Source organism: Mesorhizobium sp. BR-1-1-10 (genome assembly GCF_020165595.1).
Taxonomy (GTDB): domain Bacteria; phylum Pseudomonadota; class Alphaproteobacteria; order Rhizobiales; family Rhizobiaceae; genus Mesorhizobium; species Mesorhizobium australicum.
This window is the reverse complement of record NZ_JAIUIL010000004.1, coordinates 237,742-264,299: the sequence shown is the minus strand read 5'-3', so window position 1 is coordinate 264,299 and position 26,558 is coordinate 237,742. Positions and strand designations below refer to the sequence as shown.

Annotated in this window: 26 protein-coding genes and 1 pseudogene; 11 read left to right on the top strand and 16 right to left on the bottom strand. The window is 64.8% G+C overall.

The window, feature by feature from the left end:
- Positions 1–29: 29 nt before the first annotated feature.
- The 8 genes from LB555_RS10105 to LB555_RS10070 form a co-directional block, all read right to left on the bottom strand.
- On the bottom strand, positions 30–650 hold the full coding sequence (locus tag LB555_RS10105; RefSeq protein ID WP_224682811.1) for a pyridoxamine 5'-phosphate oxidase family protein: 621 nt from the start codon (positions 648–650) through the stop codon (positions 30–32).
- Positions 651–669: 19 nt separating this feature from the next.
- The gene (locus LB555_RS10100; RefSeq protein WP_224587077.1) at positions 670–1,344 is read right to left on the bottom strand and encodes a septation protein A; all 675 of its coding nucleotides are present in this window, start codon (positions 1,342–1,344) and stop codon (positions 670–672) included.
- Positions 1,345–1,401: 57 nt separating this feature from the next.
- Positions 1,402–2,820 carry a signal recognition particle-docking protein FtsY gene (gene ftsY / locus LB555_RS10095; RefSeq protein ID WP_411970766.1) on the bottom strand — a complete coding sequence of 473 codons (1,419 nt, stop codon included), beginning with the start codon at positions 2,818–2,820 and terminating at the stop codon, positions 1,402–1,404.
- A gap of 468 nt (positions 2,821–3,288) precedes the next feature.
- The gene (gene mtaB / locus LB555_RS10090) at positions 3,289–4,614 is read right to left on the bottom strand and encodes a tRNA (N(6)-L-threonylcarbamoyladenosine(37)-C(2))-methylthiotransferase MtaB (RefSeq protein WP_224682809.1); all 1,326 of its coding nucleotides are present in this window, start codon (positions 4,612–4,614) and stop codon (positions 3,289–3,291) included.
- Positions 4,614–5,498 carry a diaminopimelate epimerase gene (gene dapF, locus LB555_RS10085; protein WP_140618301.1) on the bottom strand — a complete coding sequence of 295 codons (885 nt, stop codon included), beginning with the start codon at positions 5,496–5,498 and terminating at the stop codon, positions 4,614–4,616. Before dapF ends, mtaB begins: the two co-directional genes overlap by 1 nt.
- 93 nt (positions 5,499–5,591) lie before the next feature.
- Positions 5,592–5,753: a DUF1328 family protein gene (locus LB555_RS10080; protein ID WP_015315001.1), complete on the bottom strand. Its 162-nt coding sequence runs from the start codon at positions 5,751–5,753 to the stop codon at positions 5,592–5,594.
- Between the two features lie 213 nt (positions 5,754–5,966).
- The gene (locus LB555_RS10075; protein WP_224682808.1) at positions 5,967–6,521 is read right to left on the bottom strand and encodes a hypothetical protein; all 555 of its coding nucleotides are present in this window, start codon (positions 6,519–6,521) and stop codon (positions 5,967–5,969) included.
- A 92-nt stretch (positions 6,522–6,613) separates the two neighbouring features.
- Entirely contained in the window at positions 6,614–7,624 is a 1,011-nt protein-coding gene (locus LB555_RS10070; protein ID WP_224682807.1) for an MBL fold metallo-hydrolase, read from the bottom strand.
- A 215-nt stretch (positions 7,625–7,839) separates the two neighbouring features.
- Between LB555_RS10070 and LB555_RS10065 the strand changes: the two genes are divergently transcribed.
- The 3 genes from LB555_RS10065 to zapE all read left to right on the top strand — a co-directional run bounded on the left by LB555_RS10065 (position 7,840) and on the right by zapE (position 10,280).
- Positions 7,840–8,283: a hypothetical protein gene (locus LB555_RS10065; protein WP_015314998.1), complete on the top strand. Its 444-nt coding sequence runs from the start codon at positions 7,840–7,842 to the stop codon at positions 8,281–8,283.
- 138 nt (positions 8,284–8,421) lie between these two features.
- Complete coding sequence (locus LB555_RS10060) at positions 8,422–8,961, top strand: protease inhibitor Inh/omp19 family protein (protein WP_015314997.1); 540 nt, start codon at positions 8,422–8,424, stop codon at positions 8,959–8,961.
- Positions 8,962–9,053: 92 nt separating this feature from the next.
- Positions 9,054–10,280 (top strand): cell division protein ZapE, encoded by a 1,227-nt coding sequence (gene zapE / locus LB555_RS10055; protein WP_224682806.1) that lies wholly within the window; start codon positions 9,054–9,056, stop codon positions 10,278–10,280.
- Positions 10,281–10,318: 38 nt separating this feature from the next.
- On the opposite strand, the gene LB555_RS10050 is transcribed toward zapE, so the two are convergent.
- Together LB555_RS10050 and LB555_RS10045 are read right to left on the bottom strand one after the other, a co-directional pair.
- Positions 10,319–10,528 (bottom strand): tautomerase family protein, encoded by a 210-nt coding sequence (locus tag LB555_RS10050; RefSeq protein WP_140618294.1) that lies wholly within the window; start codon positions 10,526–10,528, stop codon positions 10,319–10,321.
- Between the two features lie 159 nt (positions 10,529–10,687).
- A complete protein-coding gene (locus LB555_RS10045; RefSeq protein WP_015314994.1) occupies positions 10,688–11,608 on the bottom strand; it encodes an SMP-30/gluconolactonase/LRE family protein in 921 nt (306 codons plus the stop codon).
- 282 nt (positions 11,609–11,890) lie between these two features.
- Between LB555_RS10045 and LB555_RS10040 the strand changes: the two genes are divergently transcribed.
- Positions 11,891–12,058: a hypothetical protein gene (locus tag LB555_RS10040; RefSeq protein WP_015314993.1), complete on the top strand. Its 168-nt coding sequence runs from the start codon at positions 11,891–11,893 to the stop codon at positions 12,056–12,058.
- Between the two features lie 83 nt (positions 12,059–12,141).
- Here LB555_RS10040 and LB555_RS10035 read toward each other — a convergent pair whose 3' ends face one another.
- From LB555_RS10035 to LB555_RS10025, 3 genes are read right to left on the bottom strand one after another with little or no spacing between them, the layout of a single operon-like run.
- Positions 12,142–15,477 carry an error-prone DNA polymerase gene (locus LB555_RS10035; RefSeq protein ID WP_224682805.1) on the bottom strand — a complete coding sequence of 1,112 codons (3,336 nt, stop codon included), beginning with the start codon at positions 15,475–15,477 and terminating at the stop codon, positions 12,142–12,144.
- On the bottom strand, positions 15,474–16,952 hold the full coding sequence (locus tag LB555_RS10030) for a DUF6504 family protein (protein WP_224682804.1): 1,479 nt from the start codon (positions 16,950–16,952) through the stop codon (positions 15,474–15,476). Before LB555_RS10030 ends, LB555_RS10035 begins: the two co-directional genes overlap by 4 nt.
- Entirely contained in the window at positions 16,894–17,934 is a 1,041-nt protein-coding gene (locus LB555_RS10025; protein WP_224682803.1) for an ImuA family protein, read from the bottom strand. The genes LB555_RS10030 and LB555_RS10025 overlap by 59 nt, the downstream gene beginning before the upstream one ends.
- 178 nt (positions 17,935–18,112) lie before the next feature.
- Here LB555_RS10025 and LB555_RS10020 point away from each other — a divergent pair, with 178 nt between their 5' ends.
- From LB555_RS10020 to LB555_RS10010, 3 genes and pseudogenes are all read left to right on the top strand, one after another.
- Positions 18,113–18,535, top strand: coding sequence for a metallopeptidase family protein (locus LB555_RS10020; RefSeq protein ID WP_140618287.1), 423 nt, complete (start codon positions 18,113–18,115; stop codon positions 18,533–18,535).
- 89 nt (positions 18,536–18,624) lie between these two features.
- Positions 18,625–18,822 (top strand): annotated as a pseudogene (locus tag LB555_RS10015) (type II toxin-antitoxin system RelE/ParE family toxin); the annotation flags it as partial.
- Between the two features lie 14 nt (positions 18,823–18,836).
- On the top strand, positions 18,837–19,118 hold the full coding sequence (locus LB555_RS10010; RefSeq protein ID WP_015314988.1) for a helix-turn-helix domain-containing protein: 282 nt from the start codon (positions 18,837–18,839) through the stop codon (positions 19,116–19,118).
- Positions 19,119–19,136: 18 nt separating this feature from the next.
- On the opposite strand, the gene LB555_RS10005 is transcribed toward LB555_RS10010, so the two are convergent.
- Together LB555_RS10005 and LB555_RS10000 are read right to left on the bottom strand one after the other, a co-directional pair.
- Positions 19,137–19,343 carry a DUF1737 domain-containing protein gene (locus LB555_RS10005; protein ID WP_015314987.1) on the bottom strand — a complete coding sequence of 69 codons (207 nt, stop codon included), beginning with the start codon at positions 19,341–19,343 and terminating at the stop codon, positions 19,137–19,139.
- 37 nt (positions 19,344–19,380) lie between these two features.
- Positions 19,381–20,268: an HpcH/HpaI aldolase/citrate lyase family protein gene (locus tag LB555_RS10000; protein WP_224682802.1), complete on the bottom strand. Its 888-nt coding sequence runs from the start codon at positions 20,266–20,268 to the stop codon at positions 19,381–19,383.
- Between the two features lie 285 nt (positions 20,269–20,553).
- Between LB555_RS10000 and LB555_RS09995 the strand changes: the two genes are divergently transcribed.
- From LB555_RS09995 to LB555_RS09980, 4 genes are read left to right on the top strand one after another with little or no spacing between them, the layout of a single operon-like run.
- Positions 20,554–22,089 carry a DUF4173 domain-containing protein gene (locus LB555_RS09995; protein WP_224682801.1) on the top strand — a complete coding sequence of 512 codons (1,536 nt, stop codon included), beginning with the start codon at positions 20,554–20,556 and terminating at the stop codon, positions 22,087–22,089.
- Positions 22,090–22,092: 3 nt separating this feature from the next.
- Positions 22,093–22,785, top strand: a complete 693-nt coding sequence (locus LB555_RS09990; protein ID WP_224682800.1) for a response regulator transcription factor — start codon at positions 22,093–22,095, stop codon at positions 22,783–22,785.
- Positions 22,776–24,392, top strand: coding sequence for an ATP-binding protein (locus LB555_RS09985; protein WP_224682799.1), 1,617 nt, complete (start codon positions 22,776–22,778; stop codon positions 24,390–24,392). Before LB555_RS09990 ends, LB555_RS09985 begins: the two co-directional genes overlap by 10 nt.
- Before the next feature lie 27 nt (positions 24,393–24,419).
- Positions 24,420–25,586 carry an NAD(P)/FAD-dependent oxidoreductase gene (locus LB555_RS09980; RefSeq protein WP_224529700.1) on the top strand — a complete coding sequence of 389 codons (1,167 nt, stop codon included), beginning with the start codon at positions 24,420–24,422 and terminating at the stop codon, positions 25,584–25,586.
- Between the two features lie 227 nt (positions 25,587–25,813).
- Here LB555_RS09980 and LB555_RS09975 read toward each other — a convergent pair whose 3' ends face one another.
- Positions 25,814–26,551 carry a DUF72 domain-containing protein gene (locus LB555_RS09975; protein ID WP_224682798.1) on the bottom strand — a complete coding sequence of 246 codons (738 nt, stop codon included), beginning with the start codon at positions 26,549–26,551 and terminating at the stop codon, positions 25,814–25,816.
- Between the last annotated feature and the right edge of the window lie 7 nt (positions 26,552–26,558).

Here is a 26,558-nt window from a genome sequence, read left to right as displayed (position 1 = left end):
CAGTCCAGACGAATCGGGGGCCGACAACCCTACCACATCGTCTGTTTGTACTCGCCGTCGAGCCAGCGGTCGGTCGTCTCGGCCGAATCGGCCAGTGCCAACTGGTCGCGCAGGATCTGGCCGAGCGTCGGCAGCGTGGCGCGATCATGCCAGCTGTCGGGCTTCCACAAATCGGAGCGCATGAAAGCCTTGGCGCAATGCATGTAAGCGGCCTTGACCACGATCACGATAACGCTTTGCGGCTCCTTGCCGTCGACCGCAAGGCGCTCGCGCAAGGTGGCATCGACGGTGATGCGGGCATCGCCATTGACGCGCAGCGTCTCGTTCATGCCTGGTATGAGGAAGAGCAGCCCGACCGAGGGATTGCGGATGATGTTTTCCAGCGTATCCAGCCGGTTGTTGCCGGGCCGGTCGGGAATGGCGATGGTGTTCTCGTCGAGAATGGCGGCGAAGCCGGGCTTGTCGCCTTTCGGGGTGACGTCGGCATTGCCTTCGCCATCGGACGAGCCGATCAGCACGAATGGGCTCTTGCCGATGAAGGAGCGGCAATGGGCGTCCAGCGCCTTCAATTCCTTGCGGATCGAGCCATCGGTCGGGCGCGGCGTCTTGTAGATCGTCCGCAGCTCCTCCTGGGTGGTGACGAATTCCATGGCTCTCCCCTTTACAGCCCTATTTGCCGACTTTCTCTTCGCCGCCGGCCTTGTCGTCCAGCGAGTGGCGCAGGATCAGCGGCATCTGGCTGAAGGTGAAAAGAAGCGTGATCGGCATGATGCCCCAGACCTTGAAGGTAACCCAGGCGTCGGTGGAAAAATTCCGCCAGACGACTTCGTTGACGAGGGCCAGGAACAGGAAGAACAGGCCCCACCGGAAGGTGAGCTTGCGCCAGCCTTCGGCATCGAGTTTGAATGCGGACTCGAAGACATAGCCGAGCAGCGAGCGGCCGAAATACAGGCCGCCAAGCAGCACGCCGCCGAACAGCGTGTTGACGATGGTCGGCTTCATCTTGATGAAGATATCGTCCTGCAGATAAAGCGTCAGCGCGCCGAAGATGAAAACGACGACCCCCGACACCATCGGCATGATCGGCAAGGTGCGGGTGAGCAGCCATGAGGCGATCAGCGCGATGGCGGTCGCGGCCATGAACAGACCTGTGGCGACGAAGATCGGGCCGCCGAATTCAGCCAGCACGGGCAATTTCTGCGTCAGCCACTCGCCGCGCGCATTGGCGAAGAAGAAGACGAGCAGCGGCCCGAGCTCCAGCGCCAGCTTGAGCACGGGATTGATGCCTTCCTTCTTGTCTTTCTGCGGGTCGGACGGATCGCGTTCGAGAATGGGTGGGTTCATGGTTTCCTTCTAACGCACGATCCAATCCGGAAGCCTCACTTCCGGCATCGTGCCTGTTCAAGCCACTCCAGCGATCGCCCTGGCGAATTCGCTTGCGGAAAACGGTTCGAGGTCGTCGACCTGTTCGCCGACGCCGATGAAATAGACCGGCAATTTATGCTTTGCCGCGATCGCCACCAGAATACCGCCCCGCGCCGTGCCGTCCAGCTTGGTCATCACCAGGCCGTTGACGCCGGCGATATTGCGGAAGATCTCGACCTGGTTGAGCGCGTTCTGGCCGGTCGTGGCGTCGACCGTCTGCAGCACGGTGTGCGGCGCTTCGGGATCGAGCTTGCCCAGCACGCGGACGATCTTTTCCAACTCTGCCATCAGTTCGGTCTTGTTCTGCAGCCGGCCGGCGGTGTCGATGATCAGCACGTCGGAGCCGGCTTCCTTTGCCCGCTCGAAGGCATCGTAGGCGAGACCGGCGGCGTCGGCGCCGAGCTTCGAGGCAATGACGGGCGATTTCGTTCGTTCGCCCCAGATCTTCAGCTGTTCGATCGCGGCGGCGCGGAACGTGTCGCCGGCGGCCAGCATCACCGACAGGCCGCCATCGGTCAGCTTGGCGGCTAGCTTGCCGATGGTCGTGGTCTTGCCGGTGCCGTTGACGCCGACCACCAGGATGACATGCGGCTTGTGCGAGAGGTCAAGCTCGAGTGGTTTCGCGACCGGCGCGAGCACCTTCTCCACCTCGGCCGCCATGACGGCGCGCACTTCGGTATCGGAAACATCCTTGCCGTAGCGGCTGGAGGCCAGTGAATCGGTGACGCGCAGCGCCGTTTCGACGCCGAGATCGGCGCGGATCAGCACGTCCTCCAGGTCCTGCAGCGTCTCCTCGTCCAGCTTGCGCTTGGTGAAGACGCCGGCAATGTTGCCGGTCAGTTCGCGCGAGGACCGGGCTAGCCCGTCCCGCATGCGCTGGAACCAGGATTGCCTCGGCGCCGGCTCCGGCGCCTTCTGTGGCTCGGCCTTCTGCTCGACCTTCCTGGCGACCGTCACCTTGCCGGGAACGGGTCTTGGCTCCGGGGTGGGCCGCGGGACCGATTGAGGCTCGGGTGCGACCTCGGCAACGACCGGCTGCGTCTCGACCGGTGCAGGCTGGCGAATGGGAGGGGCGATTTCAGCTGGTGGCGCTTCGAGCCCCGCTTCGACGGCAGGTCCGCGCTTTCCTTCATGCTCTCCCCGCAAACCGGGCAAGGACGGTGCTGACGCCCCTTCCTTCGCCCCGTCCCTATACCGGGAGGTGCCGGCAGGCGGATGAGGGGCAGCGCCGGCCCTTGAAGGCTGCTCGACGGCGGCCGCCGACGGAGGCACTTCAGCCGGCGACGCCGACGGCACCTCGACCGGTGCGGGTATCTCGGCCGGCACTTCGACTGGCGGCGTCGGCACTTCGACGGGCGCGGGTTCCGGTCGCCTCTCCGGACGCGAGGGAACGATCTCCGGCTCCGATGGCGCCGGCGGGATCTCCTGCGGCTGGGGTTCGGGCGTGGGCTCGGGAGCAACGGGCGGCGGCGGGACCTCTTCGGGCGCGGGCGGTTCAGGCGTTTCGGGCGCGGGTGCCGGTTTCCCTTCCGGCGCAGGCTCCGGCTGCCGCTCCGGTTCTGACGGAACCGTCGGCTCCGGCGCGGGCGGAATGGTCGGCGCAGGCTCGGGTGTGGGTTCCTCGGGCTGCGGTCCGGGCGCGGCCTCGACCGGAGCAGACACGGTCGCCGGCACGGCTTCCGTCACAGGCTCCTCGCGCTTCAAAAACTCCGGCACGGCCTGCTCGGCCGCCGGCTTCAGCGCGTCGAGCTGGTCCCATTTGATCGGCGGCAGCGGGGCGGTCTCGTCGATGCGCTCCTCGACCACCTCCTTCTTGCCGAACGAAAATATCTTCTTGAAAAAACCAGCCATGCTTTTGTGTTCTCAAGCGGCGCGGGCGGCAAGGGGAGTGGCTATCAGCCTGATCCCGTCGTGGCCGGTTATATCAGCCTCGACGATCTCTCCCGGCGCGCCGGTGCCGAGTGCGGCAAGCGTGAACCCTTCGGTGCGGCCAAGGCCGTCGCGCTCGATCAGGACCGACTGACGGCTGCCGGCGAGCGAGGACAGATGGCGCTGGTAGACCGCTTCGCCGGCGGCGCGCAGCCGGGCGGCACGCTGCTTGACCAGCTCTCGACGCAGCTGCGGCATGCGCGCGGCGGGTGTGCCCTCGCGCGGCGAAAATGGGAAGACGTGGAGATGGGTCAGGCCGCACTCCTCGACGATCTCCAGCGAATTCTCGAACATGGCTTCGGTCTCGGTCGGGAAACCCGCGATAATGTCGGCGCCGAAGACAATGCCGGGCCGCAGCTTGCGCACATCCTCGCAAAAGCGGATCGACTGATCGCGCAGATGGCGGCGCTTCATGCGCTTCAGGATCATGTCGTCGCCCGACTGCAGCGACAGATGCAGATGCGGCATCAGCCTGGCTTCTGTGGCGAGCGCATCGAGCAAATCGCCGTCGGCCTCGATCGAATCGATGGAGGAAAGCCTGAGCCGCTTTACGTCGGGCACCTGACGCAGGATGGTCTTCACCAGCTTGCCGAGCTTCGGCGCGCCTGGCAGGTCGGCGCCGAAAGACGTCATGTCGACACCCGTCAGCACGATCTCGGCATAGCCGTTGCCCGCTAGCCGCTTGACCTGTTCGACCACGGCGCCCATCGGCACCGAGCGCGAATTGCCGCGGCCATAGGGGATGATGCAGAAGGTGCAGCGATGGTCGCAGCCATTCTGCACCTGCACGAACGCACGGGCCCGGCCCTCGATGGCGTCGACCATGTGGCCGGCGGTCTCGCGCACCGAAAAGATGTCGTTGACGCGCGCCTTCTCGGTGTCGTTGACGCCGAAATCCGGCAGCGCGCGATAGGAATTGGCCTTCAGCTTCTCTTCGTTGCCAAGCACGAGATCGACCTCGTCCATGGCGGCGAATTTTTCGGGCTCGGTCTGCGCGGCGCAGCCGGTGACGATGATGCGCGCGGCCGGGTTGTCGCGGCGCGCCTTGCGGATCGCCTGCCTGGCCTGGCGCACCGCTTCGCCGGTGACGGCGCAGGTGTTGAAGATGACGGTGCCGCCATCCAGCGCGCCGAGGCCGGCATTTTCGGCCTCGCGCCGCATCACTTCGGACTCATAGGTGTTGAGACGGCAGCCGAAAGTCACCACGTCGATGCAGCCGGGCTCCTTCGCCACGTCGACGTCCTTGGCAAGAGCGGACATCACGCCGCGCTTTCGGTGTCGCGGGCCCATTGTCCGGTCGACGGATCGAAGCTGCCGGAAAATTCCCACTCGGCCGCGCCGGTCAGGATGACGTGGTCGTCCTCGCGCCACTCGACATGCAGCGTACCGCCGCCGGGGGTCAAAAGATTGACGCTGCGGCCCGTGCGCCTGGTGCGCGCGGCGGCAACCACAGCCGCGCACGAGGCGGAGCCGCAGGCCTTGGTCAGCCCGGCGCCACGCTCCCAGGTGCGGATGATCATCGAGTCGGGCGAGGTCACCTGCGCGATGGTTATGTTGGCGCGCTCGGGAAAGATCGGATGGTTTTCGAGCAGCGGGCCGAAACGATCGAGTTCATAAGTCCAGACATCGGCGTCGACCCAGAAGATGGCGTGCGGGTTGCCCATCGAGACCGCCGAAGGCGAATGCAGCACCGGCGCGTCGATCGGGCCGACCTGCAATTCGATCATGCGGGTGTCGCGGAACTCCTCGGCCAGCGGGATGTCGCGCCAGCCGAAGCGCGGCGTGCCCATGTCGACCGAGATCGAGCCGTCCGCGTGTTCGCGGGCGTTCAAGATCCCGGCCACGGTTTCGAAGGTGAAGGTCTTCTCGCCGGTCTCGGCGGCCAGCGCCTGGACGACACAGCGCATGCCGTTGCCGCAGGCCTGCGCGCCCGACCCGTCGGAATTCAGGATGTCGACGAAATAAGCGGTGCCCGGCGTCCTGGCGTCGTGGATCGCCATGATCTGGTCGAACCGCGTCGAGGCATCGGCGTTGAGCGCGATGGCAGCCGCGGCCGTCACCCGATCCGCACGGCCACGCATGTCGGCAACGATGATCTCGTTGCCGATGCCGTTCATCTTGGCGAAAGGGGCCGTGCCTGCCATTGCTCCGAAATTTCCATGTCCGTTCGGCGCTATATGGCGGAAACGGGCAGGAATTACCAGTGCGCAGCCGCTTTCACGGCGAAGGCGCGGGACTTACGTCACCGCAAAGACCCCAAGCAAGATCAACAGGAAGATGATGAGCACGATGCCGATGAGAATGCGCGCGCCAGTGGCGGCCGCGCCCGCCAGCGCCGGCATACCGAGCAGGCTCGCCGCGGCGGCGATGATCAGGAGGATGATGATCCATTTGAGCATGGGAAAGCCTCGCAAGCCGGACACATTGAAACCGGTTGAAAAACGCGGCTGTCGTGCTTGGGTTCCCGAGGCCGCGAGATAGCGTCGGCGATGTCGAGGCAGCCGAGGTCGTAGAAGTGCAGTTCTGATTGATGAAGACATTACGCCCGACGCGGATTTCGTCCCCGCCGATGCCGTCTCCCATCGGACATCGGTGGTTTTCCCGGCATCGCCTCAGCCGGCGATCTCGATATCGGTGCTGAAGGGGGCCGTCTTGCTCGAATTCTCGTCATGCATGACGAAGTCGCACCGGTATTTGCCGGCCGGCAGGCCGTCGAGGGAAAGGTCGAGTTTGAAGAACAGTTCGCGATTGTGCGAGCGAGAGGCGATCTGAACACGGCCGACCTTCTCCATTGTGCCGAGCGTTTCGCCGGCTGCGGACACGATGGTGATGTCGACAGAGAGCGCGATCATGCTGTTGCCGAGGCCGTCCTTGCCGTAGCCATAGCCGACCGGCTCCATGTACAGCACGATTTTCTCGCCGGGCTTGTAGATGTGGTTGGCGCGCTCGCTGTAGATACCGAAGCCGGAGGCCGTGTCGACTTGCTTGACGTTCAGGACGCCAAGCGGCATCGCTTGCCAGAGCGCTTCCTGGGCGCTGCTGAATTTCTCCAGCGCACCGGCGCCATCACCCGACTGGAGCAGCTTCTCGGCCTCGACCGCCCGATCGCTGATCTCGCCCGCGAAAGCCGCCGGCACAGAGACCGCCAGCGCCAAAAGACCTGCCATGATTGAATTCATCTGATTCCCCTATCCTGTCCGCGGATGACCATCAGCGAAAACCATGGCAGCGTAAACGGTCATTCCAGCCATCGAGGCGATCATATCCGGGGCACTTCCCAGATCTCGCCGGGCCGCAAGGCGCGAAAGCGCTCCTGTGGGATGCCTCGGCCGTCCAGCGCCTCGGCCAGCTTCCGCACCGGTTCGTCGAACGGCTCGTCGGTGAGCTGGAACGTGCCCCAATGGCAGCCGGCGGCGAAGGCCGCGTTGCACAACGACATGCCCTGGACCGCTTCCTCGGGGTTCTGGTGCTGCGGCGCCATGAACCAGCGCGGCTCGTAGGCGCCGATCGGCAGGATGGCGAAGCGGAAGCCGCCATGCCTCTCCGCCATCAGCCGGTAGTTGATGCCGCCGTGGAAGCCGGTATCACCGGCGAAATAGATTTTTCCGCCAGGCGTCTCGATGACGAAGCCGGCCCACAGCGCCATGCGCCGGTCGCGCGCCCCGCGCGCCGACCAGTGATGCGCGGGCTCGACGTGGATAGCGGTGCCGTCGGAGACATCGACCCTGTCGCCCCAGTCATGCGCGGAAAGCCGCATCCCGGGCACCGCGGCGGCGATGATGGCATCATTGCCGAGCGGCGTCACCACCAGCGGATCGTGCTTCTCCTGCAACTGCCTCAGCGTGGCAAGGTCGAGATGGTCATAGTGGTTGTGGCTGACCAGCACGAGGTCGATCGCCGGCAGATCGCCAAGGGCGATACCCGGCGGATTGACGCGCCTGGGTCCGGCAAAGGAGAACGGCGACGTGCGCTCCGACCAGACCGGATCGGTAAGGATGTTCAGCCCGGCTGTCTGGATCAGCAAGGTCGAATGGCCGACCATGGTCACGACCAGATCGGCGCCCTCGACCGTCGCGGCCGGCTTTGCCTGCGCAAAGGGACTCGGGCTGGCAGCCGGCCATTTCGAGCGTTGGCCGCTGAACTGCCATTTCAGCATATCCTTGAAGGGGCCGGGCATCCGGCCGCCGGGATTGAAGAACAGGCTGCCGTCGAAATGGTCGCTGGGCGGGCCGCTGTAGTAGCGGTTGGCGGCTTTCTTTCTGGCGGCCAAGGTCTGCGCTCCGGCGGGTTTCGGTGAACTCTTTGTTTTCACGCAATTCCCAAGGGGAAAGGGCTGCGCGTTTTTCCCGGGAAAACGCCACACACCTCTCCTGGAATTGGCCATAGACATAAGCCCTGACGCGGCTGGCGCAAGCGTTTGCCGGCCGAAGGCCAAGGGCGGCAAGGCGGTCTCGGCTAGGATCGCGGCATCAGGAGGAAGACGCCATGGCGATGAAGCGGACGAAGACACCCTGGATGAAGGCCGAGGATTTCGGCCGCTCGCTGCCGCGCGGCATCGGCGTCAATCTGCTGGTATCGGACATGGCGGCGATGGAAGCCTTCTGCGGTGACGTGCTTGGCGCCCGCATCGTCTATGCCGACGAGGATTTCGCCGCGCTCGAGCTTCTGGGATCGGTGTTCATGCTGCATGCGGACCATTCTTATCTCGACAATCCCATGACGGGCTCCATCGCGGGTACGGAGACGCGCGGTGCCGGCATCGAACTGCGTCTCTATGGCGCGGAGCCCGACGCGATCGAGGCGGCGGCGCTGGAGCATGGCCACATCGTGCTGGCCGGCGCGATCGACAAGCCGCATGGTCTGCGCGAGTGCTATATCGTCGGACCGGACGGATATGTGTTCGTGCCGAGCGCGCCGCTCGCCGGGTGAGTGCGATAAATTTGCAACAATTCATACCACAAACCCTATTTTAACCATATCGGGTTGAAATTTCGCCACCTTCTCCATCTTGGTGGAGGTGAGATTGCGCGGACGGTTTCCCCCCAGCCGGATCCGACGGAGGTTGTAATGAATTTTTCGAAAGGCGGCCTGGTGGCCGTATCCCTGGCGGCACTCGTTGCGAGCGGCTGCTCAACCTCACGCTTCTCGTCGATGGACGACCAGCAACCGGCGCCGCTGCAGCCAGCCCCCGCTGGCCAGGTGAGTTCCAACCAGCTGCCGCCGCCGGCCTCACCCGGCACCACCGACCCGTCGCGGTTCCCGACCGCGCCGGCTAACACGCAAGTTGCTTCGCTGCCGCCGGACGGCGCGGCGCCCGCGGGTGCCGCCGATCTCAGCGCGGCGGCCGTCGCCGGTGTCTGGAACGTCAGCGTCTCCGGCCAGAGCTGCAAGGTGGCGACGCCGCAGACCAAGTTCGGCGCCGGTTTCCGCGCCGGGCCGCTGCATTGCCCGGCGCCGATCGACGGCATCAAGTCGTGGAACGTCGCCGGCAAGCAGCTGACGCTTTATGACGAGAATGGCGGTTCGCTGGCGCGGCTCTATTCGTCGGGCGGCTCGAAATTCGACGGCCAGACTTCCAACGGGCAACCGATCTCGCTTACGAGGTAGGAGATGCCGACATTCAGGTGATGCCGGCGGCGTGACCTCAATCTCGGCGCACCCTTTCTCTGGGCATCCTGCTCTGAACAATGACGTGATCGATGCATCTGCGTGACGGCCTTCAGACCCATCCGACCGTCCGGCAGCGCTACGACCATCTGGTGGTATCAGGCGCGATCGAGCGCGATGCTGCGCAGGAAGCGATCGCCGCCGCGCTCGACCGGCTGACCGTCGAGATCTCGGCCAAGCGGCTGGCGCACAAGTCCAGTGCACTGGGCTGGCTGTTTGCGCGCAAGCGCGAGACGCATGAAGCTGTCAAGGGCCTCTACATCCATGGCGGCGTCGGCCGCGGCAAGACCATGCTGATGGACATGTTCTTCGAGCTCCTGCCGGTCAGGCGCAAGCGCCGTGTGCATTTCAACGACTTCATGGCCGATGTGCAGGACCGTATCCAGAAACACCGGCAGGCGCGCAAGGAAGGCACGGTCAGGGAAGACGATCCGATCCCGCCGGTGGCCAAGGCGCTCGCCGAGCAGGCCTGGGTGCTGTGTTTCGACGAGTTCTCGGTCACCGACATCGCCGACGCCATGATCCTGTCCAGGCTGTTTTCGGCACTGTTTGCCAACGGGGTCGTGCTGGTCGCCACCTCGAACGTGGCGCCGCAAGATCTTTACCGTGACGGGTTGAACCGCCAGCTTTTCCTACCGTTCATCGCCATATTGGAACGCCACGCGCAGGTGCTGTCGCTGGACAGCGACAAGGATTACCGGCTGGAAAAGCTCGCACGCACGCCGGTCTATGTCACGCCGGCCGATGCGGCGGCCGACCAGGCGCTCGACGAGGCCTGGCAGTCGATGACGCGCGGTGCGCCGACGGCCGAGACCTCGCTGACGCTGAAGGGACGCAAGGTGGTGGTGCCGGCCGCCGCTGGTGACGCTGCGCGTTTCACGTTCGCCGACCTCTGCGAAAAGCCGCTCGGCGCGCGCGATTACCTGGCGATCGCCGGGCGGTTTTCGACTGTTTTCATCGACCGTGTGCCGGTACTGGGCGAAGGCAAGCGCAACGAGGCCAAACGCTTCATCCTGTTGATCGACACGCTTTACGACCATCATACGCGGCTGGTGGTGAGCGCCGAGGCGCCACCGCACGCGCTTTATGTGGCCAAGCGCGGCGTCGAGGTGTTCGAATTCGAGCGAACCGCATCGCGGCTGATCGAGATGCAAAGCCGCGACTGGCTGGAGAGCTGGGCGAAGCGCCGGCCGGGTGAAGGTACGGCCGGCGGACGCACGGCAGGCGCGGATACGGCCGCCGCACCTTCACCTTCCTGAGCAGAGCCCGGATTTGCGGCGCTCATCGCGCCTTGGGATTATTTCTTGCCTCTCAACGTCTCCACGTCGGTCTTGCCGACATACCAGTCGCGGGCGTTGACCTCCTCGAAGACCACCCAGACATCGTCATTGCCAAGCCCGGTGGCGTCCATGATGGCCGCCGTGACTTTCCTGGCGATGTCAGCCTTCTTGCCGGCCGGATCGGCGGCGATCACTTCCTTGACGATGCGGATGTTGACGAATGGCATGACGCCCTCCCCTTGAATTGTGTCTGATACCGCCGACATGCGGCTTCGAACTCCGCCCCGGCGAACCGCAGGATGGCTCCGGAAGCCGCGGCGAAGCGGGCGCTGTGGCTACCCGCAAAACGGCCAATAAGGGACGCCAGAGAAGCGTTTCCAGCAGACTCAATAGGTCTTGGCCCCATTCACCATCAGCCGCACCGAATAAAGCGAGGTGGTGCCTGCGATGTAGAGACAGTTCAGCTTGGCGCCGCCGAAAACGCAATTGGCGGTCACCTCCGGCACCTTGACCTTGCCGATCAGCGTGCCGTCGGGATCGTAGCAATGGATGCCGTCGGCGGCACTCGTCCAGATGCGCCCATCGGCGTCGAGCCGGAAGCCGTCGAACAGTCCGGCCGTGCAGTCGGCGAACACCTTGCCTCCGGAAACCTTCTTGCCGTGCTTGCCGACGTTGAACACCCGCATATGCGCCGGGTTCTCGGCGCCATGCGTGCGGCCGGTGTCGACGACATAGAGCAGGCTTTCGTCGAGCGAGAAGGCAAGGCCGTTCGGCCTGACCATGTCGGTGATGACAGCCTCGATATCGCCCGTGTCGGGATCGACCCGGTAGACATGGCAGGCGCCGATTTCACTCTCGGCTTTGTCGCCCTCATAGTCGGTGTCGATGCCGTAGGTCGGATCGGTGAACCAGATCGAGCCGTCGGACTTCACCACCGCGTCGTTGGGCGAGTTCAGCGGCTTGCCCTTCCATTTGGCGGCGATGGTGGTGATCGAGCCGTCATGCTCGGTGCGGCTGACGCGCCGGCCCGAATGCTCGCAGGTGACCAGCCGGCCTTGCCGGTCGACGGTGTTGCCGTTGGAATTGCCGGACGGCTGACGGAAGACACTGACGCTGCCGTCCGTCTCGTCGTAGCGCATCATGCGGTTGTTCGGAATGTCCGACCAGACGACATAGCGGCCGGCGGCGAACCAGGCCGGCCCTTCCGCCCACCGGCAGCCGGTGAACAGCTTCTCCACCTGCGCATTGCCGTTGAACAGGCGCCCGAAACGCGGATCGAGAACTTCATAATAATCTGCGGCCGCCATGTTTCCTCCAGGCATCAGGTGACATTGGATCAAGCCAGCCCGCAATCGATCTGGCAAGACGGGGTAACGCTAATTTGTAAGACAAAATGGGAGGCGGCTCGCCTGCCGGCCCGGGCCGCGCGTCGTGCGGGAGCTTAGGAAGCCATTAACCGGCTATGCGCTGGCTGCAATGGTGCATTGCAACATCTTCTTTTTGCAACGCACCATTCCTATGTCATGATCCGTACCGATCAAGGGAGGAAGAAACGGCCGCGCCGAATGCGGCACAGAAGGAACCTTGCTATGATCTTCAACGACCTCGTGACCCGCGCTCGCACCAGCATCGCCAAGCGCAAGCACTACAATCGCCTCATCGCCGAAATCGACAGCTTCTCCAGCCGCGATCTGGCCGACATGCGCGCCGACCGTTCGGAAATGCTCTACCAGATCCACAAGCAGATCTACGGCTGAGCAACCCATCACGTTTGTCGTCCTCGGGTCGCCGCGACGGAGCTTCGCTCCTGCTCGCCCGTGGATGACGAAGGTGGTCGGGCCTACTGAAAATTACGCCCTTTGGGCATGACCCTCTCCGCCTCTTCCGACAGCGTTGCGAGATCCCGTCCGTCTTTCAGCATCGCGGGCCGAATTGCGGGTTGGCCGGAGCGGTCCGAAGGATCGGCGGCCGGCAGTGCGGCCGCACCGACCTTCTCCAGCAGCACGGTCAGCCAGGGCGTCAGGTCCTCGATCTTCTCGGCGACGATATGGACGACACCTGATTCCGACTGCAGTTTCCCGGTGACCTTCACAAACCGGGCACCCATGACGATGGGCCGGAAACGGGTGAAGGTCCTTTCCCAGAAGATGACGTTGGCGACGGCCTTGTCGTCTTCCAGCGTGAGAAAGATCGCGTTGCCCTTGCCGGGGCGCTGGCGCACCAGCACCAGCCCGGCAACGGAGACCCGCCTGCCGTCGCGCACGGAAGGCAGGCTGGCATTGGGAGTGATGCCGGCGCGGTCGAGCCGCTCGCGCAGGAAGGCGACCGGATGCGCCTTCAGCGACAGGCCGAGCGAGCGGTAGTCATGGATGACATGCTCGCCGAGCGGCATTTTCGGCAGCTTCGTCTCGGGCTCCAGCTCGCGCAGGCTGAGCGCCGGCTGGTCGAACAGCGGCAGCTTCTCGGCGGCACTCTTGCCGTCGAGCGCGCGGACCTCCCATAGTGCCGCGCGGCGGTCGAGGCCGATGGAACGAAAGGCGTCGGCTTGCGCCAATTTCTCGATCTCGTCGACATTGAGGCCGGAGCGCAGCCAGACATCCCGGACCGTCGAGTAGCCGGCGCCGCGCCGCTCGACGAAAACCTCCATGCGTTCCTTGGAAAGTCCCTTGATCTGCCGGAAGCCGAGCCGCACCGCATGCTGAGTCTCGATGACACCGCGCATTTCGGCATGGCGCGGCAGGATGCGGGCCGGGTCGAAAAGCGCCTTTTCCAAAGTGCAGTCCCAGACGGAGAAATTGACGTCGACCTCGCGGATGTCGACGCCATGGTCGCGGGCGTCACGCACCAGCTGCGCCGGCTGATAGAAGCCCATCGGCTGCGAATTCAGGATCGCGGCGCAGAACACGTCCGGGTAGAAGGTCTTGAACCAGCAGGAGGCATAGACGAGCAGGGCGAAGGAGGCGGCGTGGCTTTCGGGAAAGCCATACTCGCCAAAGCCCTCGATCTGCTTGAAACAGCGCTCGGCGAAGTCCTTTTCGTAGCCTCGTCCTGTCATGCCGTCGATCATCTGCTGGCGATAATTGCCGATCGTGCCGGTGCGCTTGAAGGTGGCCATGGCACGGCGCAGTTCATCGGCCTTGCCCGGTTTGAAGCCGCCGGCGACGATGGCGATCTTCATCGCCTGCTCCTGGAACAGCGGCACGCCCAGCGTCTTGCCGAGAATCTCTTTCAGCTCCGCCTTGGGATATTCGGGTTTTTCCTTGCCTTGCCGCCGGCGCAGATAGGGGTGCACCATGTCGCCCTGGATCGGGCCCGGCCGTACGATCGCCACCTCGATGACGAGGTCGTAGAATTCGCGCGGCTTGAGACGCGGTAGCATCGACATCTGAGCACGCGATTCGATCTGGAAGACGCCGAGCGTATCGGCACGGCAGATCATGTCGTAGACACGGGAATCCTCCTTGGCGATCGTATCCAGGGTCAATGGCCTGCCATAATCGTCTCTCACGCCGTAATGGGTCTCGAGCAAAGTGAAAGCGCGCTGCAGGCAGGTCAGCATGCCGAGCGCCAGGATATCCACCTTGAGGATTTTCACCGAATCGAGATCATCCTTGTCCCATTCGACCATCTTGCGCTCGTCCATCGCCGTCTTGACGATGGGGACGATCTCGTCGAGCCGGTCCCTGGTGATGACGAAGCCGCCGACATGCTGGGAGAGGTGGCGGGGAAAGCCCATGATCTCGTTGGCGCGTTCCATCACATGCCGTGACACCGGATCCCTGCGGTCGAGGCCGCCGGCCCTGGCTTCCTTCTCGCCGAGTTCCGAGGTCGACCAACCCCAGATCGAGCCGGAGAGAGACGCCCTGACATCCTCCGAAAGGCCCATCGCTTTCGACACTTCGCGCAGCGCCGAGCGGCCGCGATAGCTTATGACGGCGGCGGCGAGCGCCGTGCGTTTGGAGCTGTATTTCGTATAGATGTACTGCATCACCTCTTCGCGCCGTTCATGCTCGAAGTCGACGTCGATATCCGGCGGCTCGTTGCGTTCCTCGGAAATGAAACGCTCGAAGAGCGTGTCGATCTTGTCCGGCCCGACCTCGGTAATGCCAATGCAGAAGCAGATAATCGAATTGGCCGCGGAGCCGCGGCCCTGGCAGAGAATGCCTTCGCCTCGGGCGAATTTGATGATGTCATGGACGGTCAGGAAATAACGGGCGTAATTCAGCCGCTCGATCAGGGCGAGCTCTTCCTGGATTCGTTTTATCACGCTGGCGGGGATACCGCCGGGAAAGCGCCGGGCCGCACCTTCCCGAGCCAGTCGCTCCAGCTCCGCCTGCGGTCCGAGACCCGATTCCGTCGGCTCGTCGGGATAATTGTACTGAAGATCGCCGAGCGAGAAGGTCAGCTCTCGCGCAAACCGCAGCGTCTCCGCCAGCGCTTGCGGATACCGGCGGAACAGGCGCGCCATTTCCAGCGGCGGCTTCAGATGGCGTTCGGCATTGGCGGTCAGTTCCAGCCCCACCTCGGCGACCGGAACATTGAGGCGGATCGCGGTCAGCACGTCCTGCAGCGGGCGCCGTTCGGCCATGTGGTAGAGCACGTCGTTGGTCGCCATCAGCGGGATGCCGGTGCTCTCGGCGAACGCCGCCGCCTGCTCGATCCGGAAGCGATCATGGCCGGCATAACAGGGTGAGACGCCGAGCCGCAGGATCCTGCCGAAGCGATCCCTGAGTTCACGGAGCAAAGCCAGACTGTCTTGCGCGCCGGCCGCCAGATCGGGCAGGACCGCCAGCGACATCCGGTCCCCCCATTCGAGCAGGTCGTCGCGCCGGAGCAGGGTGGCGCCCTTTTCGGTCTCGTCACGCAGATTAGCCTGGGTGAGCATGCGGCACAGATGGCCCCAGCCCGCACGGTCCCTGGGATAGGCGAGAATGTCCGGCGTGCCGTCGCCAAAAACCAGCCGGCAGCCGGGATGGTAGGCAAGCTTTTCGACCTTGGCCTGCTGCCAGGCGCGCACCACGCCGGCGACGCTGTTGCGGTCGGCGAGCCCGATCGCGGAGAAGCCCATGAGCTTGGCCGCGACCACCAGCTCCTCGGGCTTGGAGGCGCCGCGCAGGAAGGAGAAATTCGACTGGATGCCGAACTCGGCATAAGGAATGACGGTCAGCGCGTTCATGCGAAGACCCCATGCATGAACCAGCGCGGCGGGGTTTGCGAGACGCCGCCGTAAAGGCCTTGCCGGTAGAGCCAGTAGCGGCGGCCACCGGCATCCTCGATGCGGAAATAATCGCGTGTCGACGCCGCCGCGTCGCCCGGCGCCTCGCGCCACCATTCGGCGGCGATGCGCTCCGGCCCTTCGGCGCGCGTCACACGGTAAAGCGCGCGGCGCCAACGAAAATGCAGCGGCGGTCCCTCCGGCATTTCGGTGGCCGGCACCTCGATGGGCTCGGGCGAACGGAACAGCCGGATCGGTCGTTCCGGCGGGAAGATGGTCATCGGCGCCTGCATCCTGTCCGGCTTCTTGGGTGGTGTGGTCCGGCGCGGGGCTTCGGTGAAGGGAATGACGGCGACGGCGCGTTCCGGCAGGTGGCTTTCCACGGGAACCGGCTGCAGAACCGCGCCCTCGCCGAGGCGGGCGCGGATACGGTCGGCGAACAGGGCGATGTCGGCGCCGTCATCGGCCGCTTCGCCGGTCAGATCGGCCTGCTGCATGTCGAAAGCGGCGACGGCCAGCACCGAGAGGCGCACCAGGTCGAAGCCAAAGCCGGCATCGATATGCTGCTCGAGTGCCGCCAGCCTTTCATGGAACAATTTCCGGATCAGCAAGGGTTCGCGCATCGGCCGCGAGGTGCCGAGCGCGATGCGGCTGACGGCGCCGTCGACGCGAAAAAGCAGCAGCGCCAGGCTCCTTGCGCCTTCGCCGCGGCGTTCCAGGTCGGTCTTCAAGGTCGTCGCCAGCATGCCCACCAGCCGCTCTATCTCCTCCGTCAGCGTGACGGGCTCGGCGAGATGACGCTCGACCGAAAGCGGCGCGACGGGAAGACGCGGTGAGATCGCCTCGTCGAGACGGCCAAGCGCCTGGTCGAGGCGCTGGAGCAGCAAAGCGCCGAAGCGGCGGGCGAGCGGCGCGCGCGGTGCCGTCATGACGGCACCCGCCGTGCGCAGCCCCACGCTTTCCAGGCTGGTACGGGTTTCCGGCGCTATGCGAAGGGCGGCCAGCGGCAAGGGCGCGAGCAGGGCTTCCTCCTCGCCTGATGGAACGATGCGGTCGCCGCAAAAGCGGGCCGCCGCCCAGGCCGCCCCGGGCGTGCCGGCAAGCCCGGCGCGGACGTCGAAACCCTGCTGGAAGAAGCGCGACAGGATTTCGTCCAGCATGGCGCGTTCGCCGCCGAACAGATGGGTGCAGCCGGTGACGTCGAGGAACAGGCCGTCGATGCCGTCCAGCGCCACCAGCGGCGTGTAGCGGTCGCACCAGTCGGCAAGGCCCTCGAGCAGGCGCCGGTCGGCCTCCGGATCGGCTTCGACGATGTCGATCGACGGATGCATGGCGCGCGCATCGGCAATCCCCATGTCGCGCTTCAGGTGCAGCGCCTCAGCTCGCGCGTCGAGGGCCGAGATGCGCTGCGCGTTGCCCTGGCGATGGCTGATCACGAGCGGTGGATGAGATGGCTGCGGATGATCCGGCGGCCGGGAACGCCAGGATTTCCCCAGACGCTGCCGCAGGATCCTTTCGGTCGCGAGATAGGGAAACCACAGGGACAGGATTCTCTGCCCATTCGTTGCTTGCCCTGCTTCTTTCCTCGCCCCTTCTTTCATCGAATCTGCATTCATCGGGGTTCCACTCCAGTGTGAATTGTCCAGGCAGGGCCGTGCGGCTCTTGCCGATGCTGATGGTGAAGGCCGGGTGGCCGATCGAGCCGGCGAGCGGCCCGGCGACTGTTTCGCGCGGCACGGCCGGCGCCGAAGCGACAATCAGACGAACAGGCGCCGCCGTCGGTTCGGGCTCGGCCGCTTGTCGCAGCAGGAACACCGGCCGGCCGGCACCTTGCGCCCGCGCATGCAGGCGGCGTGTCGCGGTCAGGTCCAGCCGCTGCGGATTGCCGCGGATCTCCAGGATGACGGCTGCAAGCGCGGTCATGCGGGCCGCCTCCTCGGCGATCCACAGCGCATCGACAAGCCTGGGCGCCTCGGAAAACAGCAATTGCTGGGGCTCGATGCCGAACGAGGCATGCAGCCCCCTGGCATAGGGAAAGCCGGCCTCATGGAAAATTTCCGATGTCCCGATCCACAGGATGGGCAGCCCCTGCGCCTGGTTGAGGATCAGGCTGACGATCGACAGAGCGAAACCGGCGACGACGCCCGCATCGCGGGTTTCCAGGCCATGGATTTCGGTCAGGGCGGCTTTCGGCAGGCCGCCGCTGAGCGCGGCATCGAGCCGCTCGATGCCGATGGGCAGGAAAGCATCCGGCAAGGCCGCGGCAAGCCCGCGCCGGACGATCGTCAGATCGCTGCCGGCGTCAGCAAGGGGCGCGCCAGCCGGCGCCTGCAGGCGCTCGGGCAGTGTTCCCTCGATCTTCGCGATCTGGCGGCGCAGGGCAAAAACAGTCTCCCGCGCCACGGCGGTCATCGCCATGACGGTCAGCTTTCACTCACGATTGTTCCTGTTATGTTCCTATAGATTCCAGAGGGGATCGGAAGAGTCAAGCAGAGTCATCAAGGAATTTATTCCTCTTCTTGCGCGACACCGGCGTACAGGCGTCATTTGCCTAGACCAGCGCGAAAGCCTATATGCCGGGATCAAAGGACAAAGCATGGCCCGCATCTACAAGACCCGCACCTGGCATGGTGAACTTGCGCCCTCGATGGAGGAATTGGAGTTCCTGGCCCTGGAGGCCTACGCCCACCTGCCGGAGGATTTTCGCAAGCTGACCGGCGAGATCGTCATCCAGATCGCCGAATTCCCGACCGACGAGATCATGGACGACCTGTCGCTGGAAACGCCGTTCGACCTGCTCGGCCTGTTCGAGGGGCGCGGCATCGCCGAACGCTGGAACCCGCAGACAGGCGAAGGCCCGAACCGCATCACGCTCTACCGCCGCGCCATGCTCGACTACTGGGCCGAAAACGAGGAAACGCTGGGCGACATCGTCACCCACGTACTGGTCCACGAGATCGGCCACCATTTCGGCCTGTCGGACGATGATATGGAGAAGATCGAAGAGGCGGCTGAATAGCCCGTACCTTCGTCTTCCTGCTCTATGCCGCTTCGCTTCTTCCTTCGCCCTAGGTGACGAAGAGAGAGGTTACCGCGCTTCCCTTCTCAAGCGATTGGAAGCCGATGACGACGGTCGGCCCAGGTGTGCGGGAAATCCGCGTCCGCGACGCCACCGGCGCGTTCCGGGTGCTTTACGTCGCGAGCATAGGCGACGCTGTCTATGTGCTGCACGCCTTCCAGAAGAAGACGCAACAGACAGTGAAACGAAACTTGGATCTTGCCGCATCCCGGTTCAGACAAATCTAGTGGAGGTAAGAACGATGGACCGTCAGAGTTTTGAAAACGTGTGGGATGCGCTGGAGGAGACTCCGGCCGAGTCCGCCAACATGACCATGCGCTCCAACTTGCTGATCGCTATCGAACAGCGGGTGCGGAGTTGGGACGTTACCCAGGCCGAAGCAGCCAACCGGCTCGGGATTACCCAGCCACGCCTTAGCGACCTCCTGCGGGGCAGGATCACGAATTTCAGTCTGGACACGTTGATCAATCTTGCCGCGCTGGCCGGACTTACCGTGCGTCTTGATATTGTCGAGGCCGCCTGATGCTCTCCTTGCCAGCGGCTACCAGTCGCTGAGCTTCGTATCCGGCCCGTATTCCTGGCCATCGACATCCTTCACCACGGCCTGGCCGCAGCGCATGGTCTTGGTCTTCTTGTCGTAGGCGTAGGTCGGCGAGCCGAACAGGTGCCAGCCCTTGTTCAGCGCCGCCGTCACCTTATGGCAGAAGCTGGCGTCGTCCGGGGCGGTGAGAAAGCGGTAGAGTTTCATCGTCCAATTCCTGTCGTGTATCCCAAATCGGCGAATATCATGCGCCGATGGCGGCCGCTTTCGCCAGAAGTTTTTCAGCCTGCGCCAAGTGCAACCGCTCGACCATCCTGCCATTCAGCGCGATGACGCCCTTGCCACTGTTTTGCGCAAGCGCGAAGGCATCCTTCACCGCGCGCGCCTCGGCCAGCGCCTGCGCCGACGGGGCGAAGGCACGGTTGGCCGCCTCGACCTGCGATGGATGGATCAGCGTCTTGCCGTCGAAGCCCATGGCGGCGGCCTGCGTGCACTCACGCGCGAACGCATCCGGGTCGCGGAAATCGTTGAACACCCCATCGAGCATGTCGATCCCGCCGGCGCGTGCCGCCAGCAGCATCTGCATCAGCCATGGCAGCAGATAGGCGCGATCCGGCGTCGCCAGCACGCCGGTATCCTTGATCAGGTCATTCGTTCCGGCGATGAAACAATCCAGGCGCGAGGCGGAGTCGCGGCCGAGTTCGGCGATGGCGCCGATGTTGAGCATGGCCTTGGGCGTCTCGATCATCGCCCATAGTTTCACGCTGTCCGGGGCAAAATTATCGTCCAGCACATCGCCGACTTCAAGCACGTCACGCGGCGTGTCGACCTTCGGCAGCAGGATGCCGTCCGGCTCCGCCTTGGCCACGGCCGCAAGGTCGTCAGTGCCCCATTCGCTGGACAGCGCATTGACGCGTACCACCATCTCGCGTCGCCGGCCATTGGCATCAGGGCGGTTGGCGAAAATGCCGGCCAGTTTTTCGCGCGCGGCGATCTTGTCGGCGGGGGCGACGGCGTCCTCGAGGTCGATGATGACGGCGTCGCAGGCAAGCTGCTCGATCTTGGCCAGCGCCTTGTCGTTGGAGGCCGGGACATAGAGCACGGAGCGGCGCGGGCGGTAGATTTCGGTCATGCCAGATCTATGCCGTGTGTGATTGGTCGAGGCAAGCCGCCAGCCCTGCACGAAAACTGCACGCGCCTGCCGAAAACCTCCTCCGATCCGCCGCATCGCTTTCCTGCAGGCCTGCGACACAGGCGGCATGCACAAGCGAGCAAAACCCCGTCTGCCTTACCGACTGCGCAGCGAAGGCTGGTGGCTGGTCGACCCGCAACGCGCCAACCCCGCTGCAATTCCCATCCCATTTGTCCGCAAGAGCCCGCCGCCATCGCGAAGGAACGCCATCAGGAAGATCAGGCCGTGACCTCTTTCTTCCGCGCCGCGCCAAGCTATTGCAGCCGCTTCGGCGTCGCCGTGCTGCTGGTCGCGCTCGCCGATTTCCTGTTCTACGGCCAGCCCGCCGGCATCACGGTTCTGCTGTTCGCCATCCTGATTGCCGCCGCGATGGTTGCCGTGCATCCCGCCGCCTTCAGCGACGGCAAGGTGTGGCTCAAGTCGGCCACCTTGCTTGTCGCGCTGTTGCCGCTCGCCGAGACTGTCAGTCCCTTGTCCGTCTCGGTCGCCCTTGGCGCGCTGGTGGCGTTCGCGCTTTCGCTGCGCGGCCGCCCGTGGCACGGCATGGCGCGAATTGCCGGCCAGATCGTGCTGTTCGGACTGGCGGCACCGGTCCGGTTCCTCGGCGATTTTCTCCAATGGCGAAGAGCGGCGCGGCGGTTCGGCGGACATCGCATAAGGCTGGCGGCAATCGCGGTCTGGGTAATGCCGCTGACGCTGGGCGCGGTCTTCGTCGCTTTGTTCGGCACTGCCAATCCGGTCATCGAAGACTGGCTGTCGTTGATCGACGTCTTCAAGCTGCTCGACCTGATCCAGCTGACGCGGATTGCCTTCTGGCTATTCGTGCTTGCCGGCGTCTGGGCCTTTCTGCGGCCACGCCTGCCGCGCTTTCAGCGCCGCATCGCCAGGCCAAATCACCCTCCTGCCGATGCCCAGCCAGCGGCCGACAGGCACGCCGTCGAGGATATCGTCTTCGGCAAGGCCGCCATCCTGCGCGCGTTGATCGTCTTCAACATTCTGTTTGCGCTGCAGAGCGGACTCGACGCCACCTATCTGTGGGGCGGGGTCGCGCTTCCCGATGGTTTGAGCTACGCCGCCTACGCGCATCGCGGCGCCTATCCCTTGATCGTCACCGCGCTGCTGGCCGCCGGCTTTGTCCTTGCGGCGCTGAGGCCCGGCAGCGAAACATCGGCCGACCCGCTCATCCGCCGGCTGGTCTATGCCTGGGTGGCACAGAACATCATGCTGGTCGTCTCGTCGATCCTGCGGCTCGACCTCTATGTCGGCATCTATGCGCTGACCTACTGGCGCGTCGCCGCTTTCGTCTGGATGGGACTGGTGGCGGCCGGCCTTGCGCTGATCGTCGCCCGTATCGCGCTCGGAAAATCCAGTGAATGGCTGCTCTCCGCCAATCTTCTGACGTTATCCCTAACGCTTTATGCCTGCTGTTTCATCAACTTCGCAGCCATGATCGCCACCTACAATGTCGACAATTCCCTCGAAATGAGCGGCCAAGGCATCCCGCTCGACGTCTGGTATCTCCGCTCGCTCGGGCCGGACGCGTTTCCAGCGCTCGATCGCATCTTCGATCGTCAGCGCGGGACGGCCAATGCCGGTGCCGTCGGCGAACTGGCAAGGTTGCGCGGTGTCGATGAAGGCTGGTATCGCAGCCTGCAGGAAAACTGGCGAAGCTGGAGCTTCCGCGACTGGCGCCTGCTTCGCTATCTCGACAACAGGCGGCCTATTGTTCCCAGCGTCGCAGAACCCGTGCCGGATCGCTAATCCATGCCGCATCACATCCTCGTCGCCGACGACGACCCGCATATCCGCGAAGTGATCTGCTTCGCGCTGGAAAAGGCCGGCATGAAAACGGCTGCCGTCTCCGATGGCGCCGCCGCCCTGCAGGCAATCGAACGAAGCACACCCGACCTTGTCGTGCTCGACATCGGCATGCCGGAGATGGACGGGCTGGAGGTCTGCCGGCGGCTGCGTCACACATCAGACGTGCCGGTGTTGTTCCTGTCCGCGCGCGACGAGGAGATCGACCGCATCCTCGGGCTCGAAATGGGTGGCGACGACTATGTCACCAAACCATTCAGCCCGCGCGAACTCGTCGCCCGTGTCAACGTCATCCTGCGCCGCGCCCGTCCGGCGGCGCAGGAACTGGCCGACGACAGGCAGTTCGCGCAGGGAAAGCTCACCTTGGCGCCGGCCAGCCACGCGGCCGCCTTCGACGGCAAGCCGCTCGCCCTGACGGCGATCGAGTTCTCGATCCTGAAAGGGTTTCTGGCGCGACCCACCCATGTGCTCGACCGCGACGCGGTGATGGCCAACGCCTATGCCGGCAAGATCCATGTCGCCGACCGCACCGTCGACAGCCATATCCGCAACATCCGGGCCAAGCTGGCGGCCGTGGGGTGCCCGGAGGTCATCGAGACCGTGCACGGCGTCGGCTTCCGGCTCGGCCGATGCGGCTGACGACATCAAGCAAGTCGATTGGCAGCAAGTGGATCGGCCGCAAATGGCGGCCTCGCCTCGCCACCGTCGTCGTCGCCATCCTGATCCTGGTGATGTCCCTGCCGCTGGTCGGCCTGTTCTTCTTCCGCCTCTATGAGAACCAGCTGATCCGCCAGACCGAGGCGGAACTGATCGCACAGGGCGCGGCCATCGCCGCCATCTATGTGCAGCAGGTCCGCGACGCCGGCATTTCACCGGAAAAGCTTGGCGTGGCGATGCCGCCGGCCAATGGCTATGCGAGCCGAGAGGCCAATCCCGATTCGCCCTATCGGTCGATCGAGCCGCAGCTCGATCTCGCCTCGGACTACGTGCTTGCGACCCGGCCGGCGGGGATTCCCGCAACGATCGATCCCGCATTCGCCGCGATCGGCGCGCGGCTGGCGGGCATTCTCGACGCGACGCAGAAGACCACGCTGGCCGGCTTCCGGCTGCTCGATCCCCGGGGTGTCGTGATTGCCGGGCGCGACGAGATCGGGCAGTCGCTTGCCGGGGTCGAGGAGGTGCGTGAGGCGCTCGCCGGGCGCTATGCCAGCGCGCTCCGGCTGCGCATCCCCAACCAGCCGGCGCCGCCGCTCTATTCGGTCAGCCGCGGCACCAAGGTGCGCGTCTTCGTCGCTTTGCCGGTGGCCGTCGACGGCAAGGTCGCCGGCGTGGTCTATGTGTCGCGGACGCCCAACAACATCATAAAACATCTCTATGGCGAACGCGGCAAGGTGACGGCGGCGGCGATCGCCATTCTCGGCGGCACGCTGCTCATCGGCCTCGTCTTCCTGCGCACCGTCAGCCGGCCGATCTACGCGCTGATCGACCGCACCCAGCGCATCGCCGCCGGCGAACGCGACGCGATCCGGCCTCTCGACCACCATGGCACGCGCGAAATGGCGGAGCTTTCCGCCGCCTTTCTCGACATGGCCGAAAAACTGCAGGCGCGCTCGGACGCCATCCAGACCTTCGCCACCCATGTCTCGCATGAACTCAAATCGCCGCTGACGGCGATCCAGGGCGCGGCCGAACTGCTGCGCGATTCAGGCTCGGCGATGGACGATGACGAGCGGCGGCGCTTCTCCGACAATATCGTCACCGATGCAGGGCGGCTCAACCTTTTGGTCCGGCGGCTGCTCGACCTGGCGCGGGCCGAAAACCTCGCACCCAGCGGCGAGAGCACCTCGGTCGGCGCGGCGCTGGCCCTGCTTCCCGTCGACACCAGGCTGGCGGTTGAAGTCAAGGCCGGTGGCGACCTGGCCTTGCGCATCTCGGCCGAGAACACGGCGATCGTGCTTGCCAATCTCATCGACAATTCCGCCAGACACGGCGCGACGCTGGTTTCGATCACCGCCGCAAGTGCCGGCGGCAAGGCGACCGTGCTGGTCGGCGACGACGGCGCCGGTATCTCGCCAAGCAACCAAGCGCGCATCTTCGAGCCGTTCTTCACCACGCGACGCGATACGGGCGGCACCGGCATGGGGCTTGGCATCGTGCTGGCCCTCCTGAAAGCGCATGATGGTACGATCCGGCTGGTTGACTCCGAGCGCGGCACGCGCTTCGAGATCACTTTGCCGGTCGCGTAGATTGCGAACGGCGGATCGGAGAAAAAAGTGCGCTACGACATCGTCATCATCGGCGGGGCCATCGTCGGGTCCTCGATCGCCTACTATCTGCGCGAGGAAGGGTTTTCCGGCTCGATCGCGCTGATCGAGCGCGACCCGCAATTCGCCCATGCGGCGACGACGCTGTCCATGGCCTCGATCCGCCAGCAATTCTCCATTCCGCAAAACATCCGCCTGTCGCAGTTCACGCTGAAACTGTTTCGGCGGCTGAAGGAAGAATTCGGCACCGACGCCGATATCGGTTTTCGCGAGGGCGGCTACCTCATCCTTGCCGGCGAGGCCGGGCTGCCGATCCTGAAAGCCAACCACGAAGCGCAGGTCGCCGAGGGCGCCGACATCCTGCTCGAGGACGCCGACCAGCTGACGCGCCGCTTCCCCTGGCTGTCGGCCGAAGGCATCACCGCCGGCGCCTATGGCCGGACCGGCGAGGGCTGGTTCGACGCGCATGCGATGCTGATGCTGTTTCGCAAGGCGCTGCGGCAGAAGAAGATCGACTTCATCAGCGCGTCGGTCACCGGCGTCGAGCGGCAGGGTGACCGCGTCACCGGCGTCAGCCTCGACAATGGCGATCGGCTCGAGGCCGGCACCGTCATCAATGCCGCCGGGCCGAATGCTGGCAAGGTCGCCGCCCTTGCCCAGCTTTCGCTGCCGGTCGAGCCGCGCAAGCGCAACGTCTTCGTGTTCGACGCGCGGGACAAATTCACTGACATGCCATTACTGGTCGATCCCTCCGGCATCTATGTCAGGCCGGAAGGCTCGGTCTACCTCACCGGCGGCGCCGAGCCGGAAGAGGGCGACGGCCCGGCCAACCCCGGGGACTTCGACGTCGACTGGCCGCTGTTCGAAGAGGTGATCTGGCCGGTGCTGGCAACCCGCATCCCGGCCTTCGAGGCGATCAAGGCGACGCGCGCCTGGGCCGGGCACTACGACTACAACACGCTGGACCAGAACGCCGTAATCGGCCCGCACCCGCAAGTGACGAATTTCCTGTTCGCCAACGGTTTCTCCGGCCATGGCCTGCAACAGGCGCCGGCGGTCGGCAAGGCGCTGGCCGAACTGATCGTGCATGGCGGCTACCGGACGATCGACTGCTCGGCATTTGGCTACGCGCGCGTCGCCGAAGGGCGGGCCTTCCGGGAATTGAATGTGATTTGAGGTCAGGGGCTGCCTCGCGGGTTTGCCAGGCGCTCAGTTTCTTCGTCATTCCAGGGCGGAGCAGGAGCGAAGCGACGTCGCGGAGACCCTGGAATCCATGCCGTTGTCGTAGTGTTCTAACGGCGCAGAACGAAGGGGGTGCCGATTGGCGCGTATTGTCGCGACAAGTCGACGTCGCGGCATGGATTCTAGGGTCTGCGCCGCGTCGCTGCGCTCCTTGCTTCGCCCTAGAATGACGAAGTCTGGGCGTCAACCTTGAGCGCGTTGCCCAGCGCATTGCCTCCGGCCGTATTGTCGAAGATTCCCCAGACCTCGGCACCCGAAGCGGCGGCGGCCTCGACTTGCCGGCTGAACCGGTCGAGGCTGTCGGCATCGTAGTCGGAGTAGTAGACGCGCGGCGCGCCGTGCCAGCGGAAATAGGCGATGCCGGGCCAGCCGCCCGGCATCGCCGCAGGTGGCACCGGAGCGGGATCGGCGGCAACGCGCGCGATCCGGCGATCGGCCAGAAGCGCCTCAGCCTCTGCTTCGAACCAGCTGGGATGGCGCGGCTCGCAGACCACCCTGGTTTCGGTTCGGGTGCCCACCATGTCGAAGAAAGCGCTCGCGACATCGGGCTCGAAGGGCAGGCTCGGCGGCAGCTGCACCAGAAGCACGCTGAGCTTTGCGCCGAGACTTTCGACCTCCTGGAGAAAGCTTTGCAAAGGGTCGTTGCAGTCCACGAGACGGCGCTCATGGGTGATCGCCTTCGGCATCTTGACGGCGAAGCGGAAGTGCTGCGGCACGGCGTGTGCCCAGCGTTCGTAAGTCTCGCGACGGTGCGGCTTGTAGAAGGACGTGTCGATCTCGACGATCGGAAAGTGCCGGGCGTAGCGTTCGAGATGCGATCCGGGTTGCGGGAAATTATTCTTGTATCGTGTCGGAATGCCCCAGCCAGCCGTGCCTATGAAACATGCCTGTTTTCCCATGCAAGGG

Coding starts and splice junctions, on each gene's coding strand:
- LB555_RS10020 (WP_140618287.1), top strand. CDS start 18,113: ATGGCCCGCATCTACAAGACCCGCACCTGGCATGGTGAACTTGCGCCC.
- dapF (WP_140618301.1), bottom strand. CDS start 5,498: ATGGCAGGCACGGCCCCTTTCGCCAAGATGAACGGCATCGGCAACGAG.
- LB555_RS10065 (WP_015314998.1), top strand. CDS start 7,840: ATGGCGATGAAGCGGACGAAGACACCCTGGATGAAGGCCGAGGATTTC.
- LB555_RS10050 (WP_140618294.1), bottom strand. CDS start 10,528: ATGCCATTCGTCAACATCCGCATCGTCAAGGAAGTGATCGCCGCCGAT.
- LB555_RS10025 (WP_224682803.1), bottom strand. CDS start 17,934: ATGGCGATGACCGCCGTGGCGCGGGAGACTGTTTTTGCCCTGCGCCGC.
- LB555_RS10005 (WP_015314987.1), bottom strand. CDS start 19,343: ATGAAACTCTACCGCTTTCTCACCGCCCCGGACGACGCCAGCTTCTGC.
- LB555_RS10010 (WP_015314988.1), top strand. CDS start 18,837: ATGGACCGTCAGAGTTTTGAAAACGTGTGGGATGCGCTGGAGGAGACT.
- mtaB (WP_224682809.1), bottom strand. CDS start 4,614: ATGTCCGCTCTTGCCAAGGACGTCGACGTGGCGAAGGAGCCCGGCTGC.
- LB555_RS10075 (WP_224682808.1), bottom strand. CDS start 6,521: ATGGCAGGTCTTTTGGCGCTGGCGGTCTCTGTGCCGGCGGCTTTCGCG.
- LB555_RS10000 (WP_224682802.1), bottom strand. CDS start 20,268: ATGACCGAAATCTACCGCCCGCGCCGCTCCGTGCTCTATGTCCCGGCC.
- LB555_RS10060 (WP_015314997.1), top strand. CDS start 8,422: ATGAATTTTTCGAAAGGCGGCCTGGTGGCCGTATCCCTGGCGGCACTC.
- LB555_RS10035 (WP_224682805.1), bottom strand. CDS start 15,477: ATGAACGCGCTGACCGTCATTCCTTATGCCGAGTTCGGCATCCAGTCG.
- LB555_RS10045 (WP_015314994.1), bottom strand. CDS start 11,608: ATGGCGGCCGCAGATTATTATGAAGTTCTCGATCCGCGTTTCGGGCGC.
- LB555_RS09990 (WP_224682800.1), top strand. CDS start 22,093: ATGCCGCATCACATCCTCGTCGCCGACGACGACCCGCATATCCGCGAA.
- LB555_RS10040 (WP_015314993.1), top strand. CDS start 11,891: ATGATCTTCAACGACCTCGTGACCCGCGCTCGCACCAGCATCGCCAAG.
- LB555_RS09985 (WP_224682799.1), top strand. CDS start 22,776: ATGCGGCTGACGACATCAAGCAAGTCGATTGGCAGCAAGTGGATCGGC.
- LB555_RS09975 (WP_224682798.1), bottom strand. CDS start 26,551: ATGGGAAAACAGGCATGTTTCATAGGCACGGCTGGCTGGGGCATTCCG.
- LB555_RS10080 (WP_015315001.1), bottom strand. CDS start 5,753: ATGCTCAAATGGATCATCATCCTCCTGATCATCGCCGCCGCGGCGAGC.
- LB555_RS10100 (WP_224587077.1), bottom strand. CDS start 1,344: ATGAACCCACCCATTCTCGAACGCGATCCGTCCGACCCGCAGAAAGAC.
- zapE (WP_224682806.1), top strand. CDS start 9,054: ATGCATCTGCGTGACGGCCTTCAGACCCATCCGACCGTCCGGCAGCGC.
- LB555_RS10105 (WP_224682811.1), bottom strand. CDS start 650: ATGGAATTCGTCACCACCCAGGAGGAGCTGCGGACGATCTACAAGACG.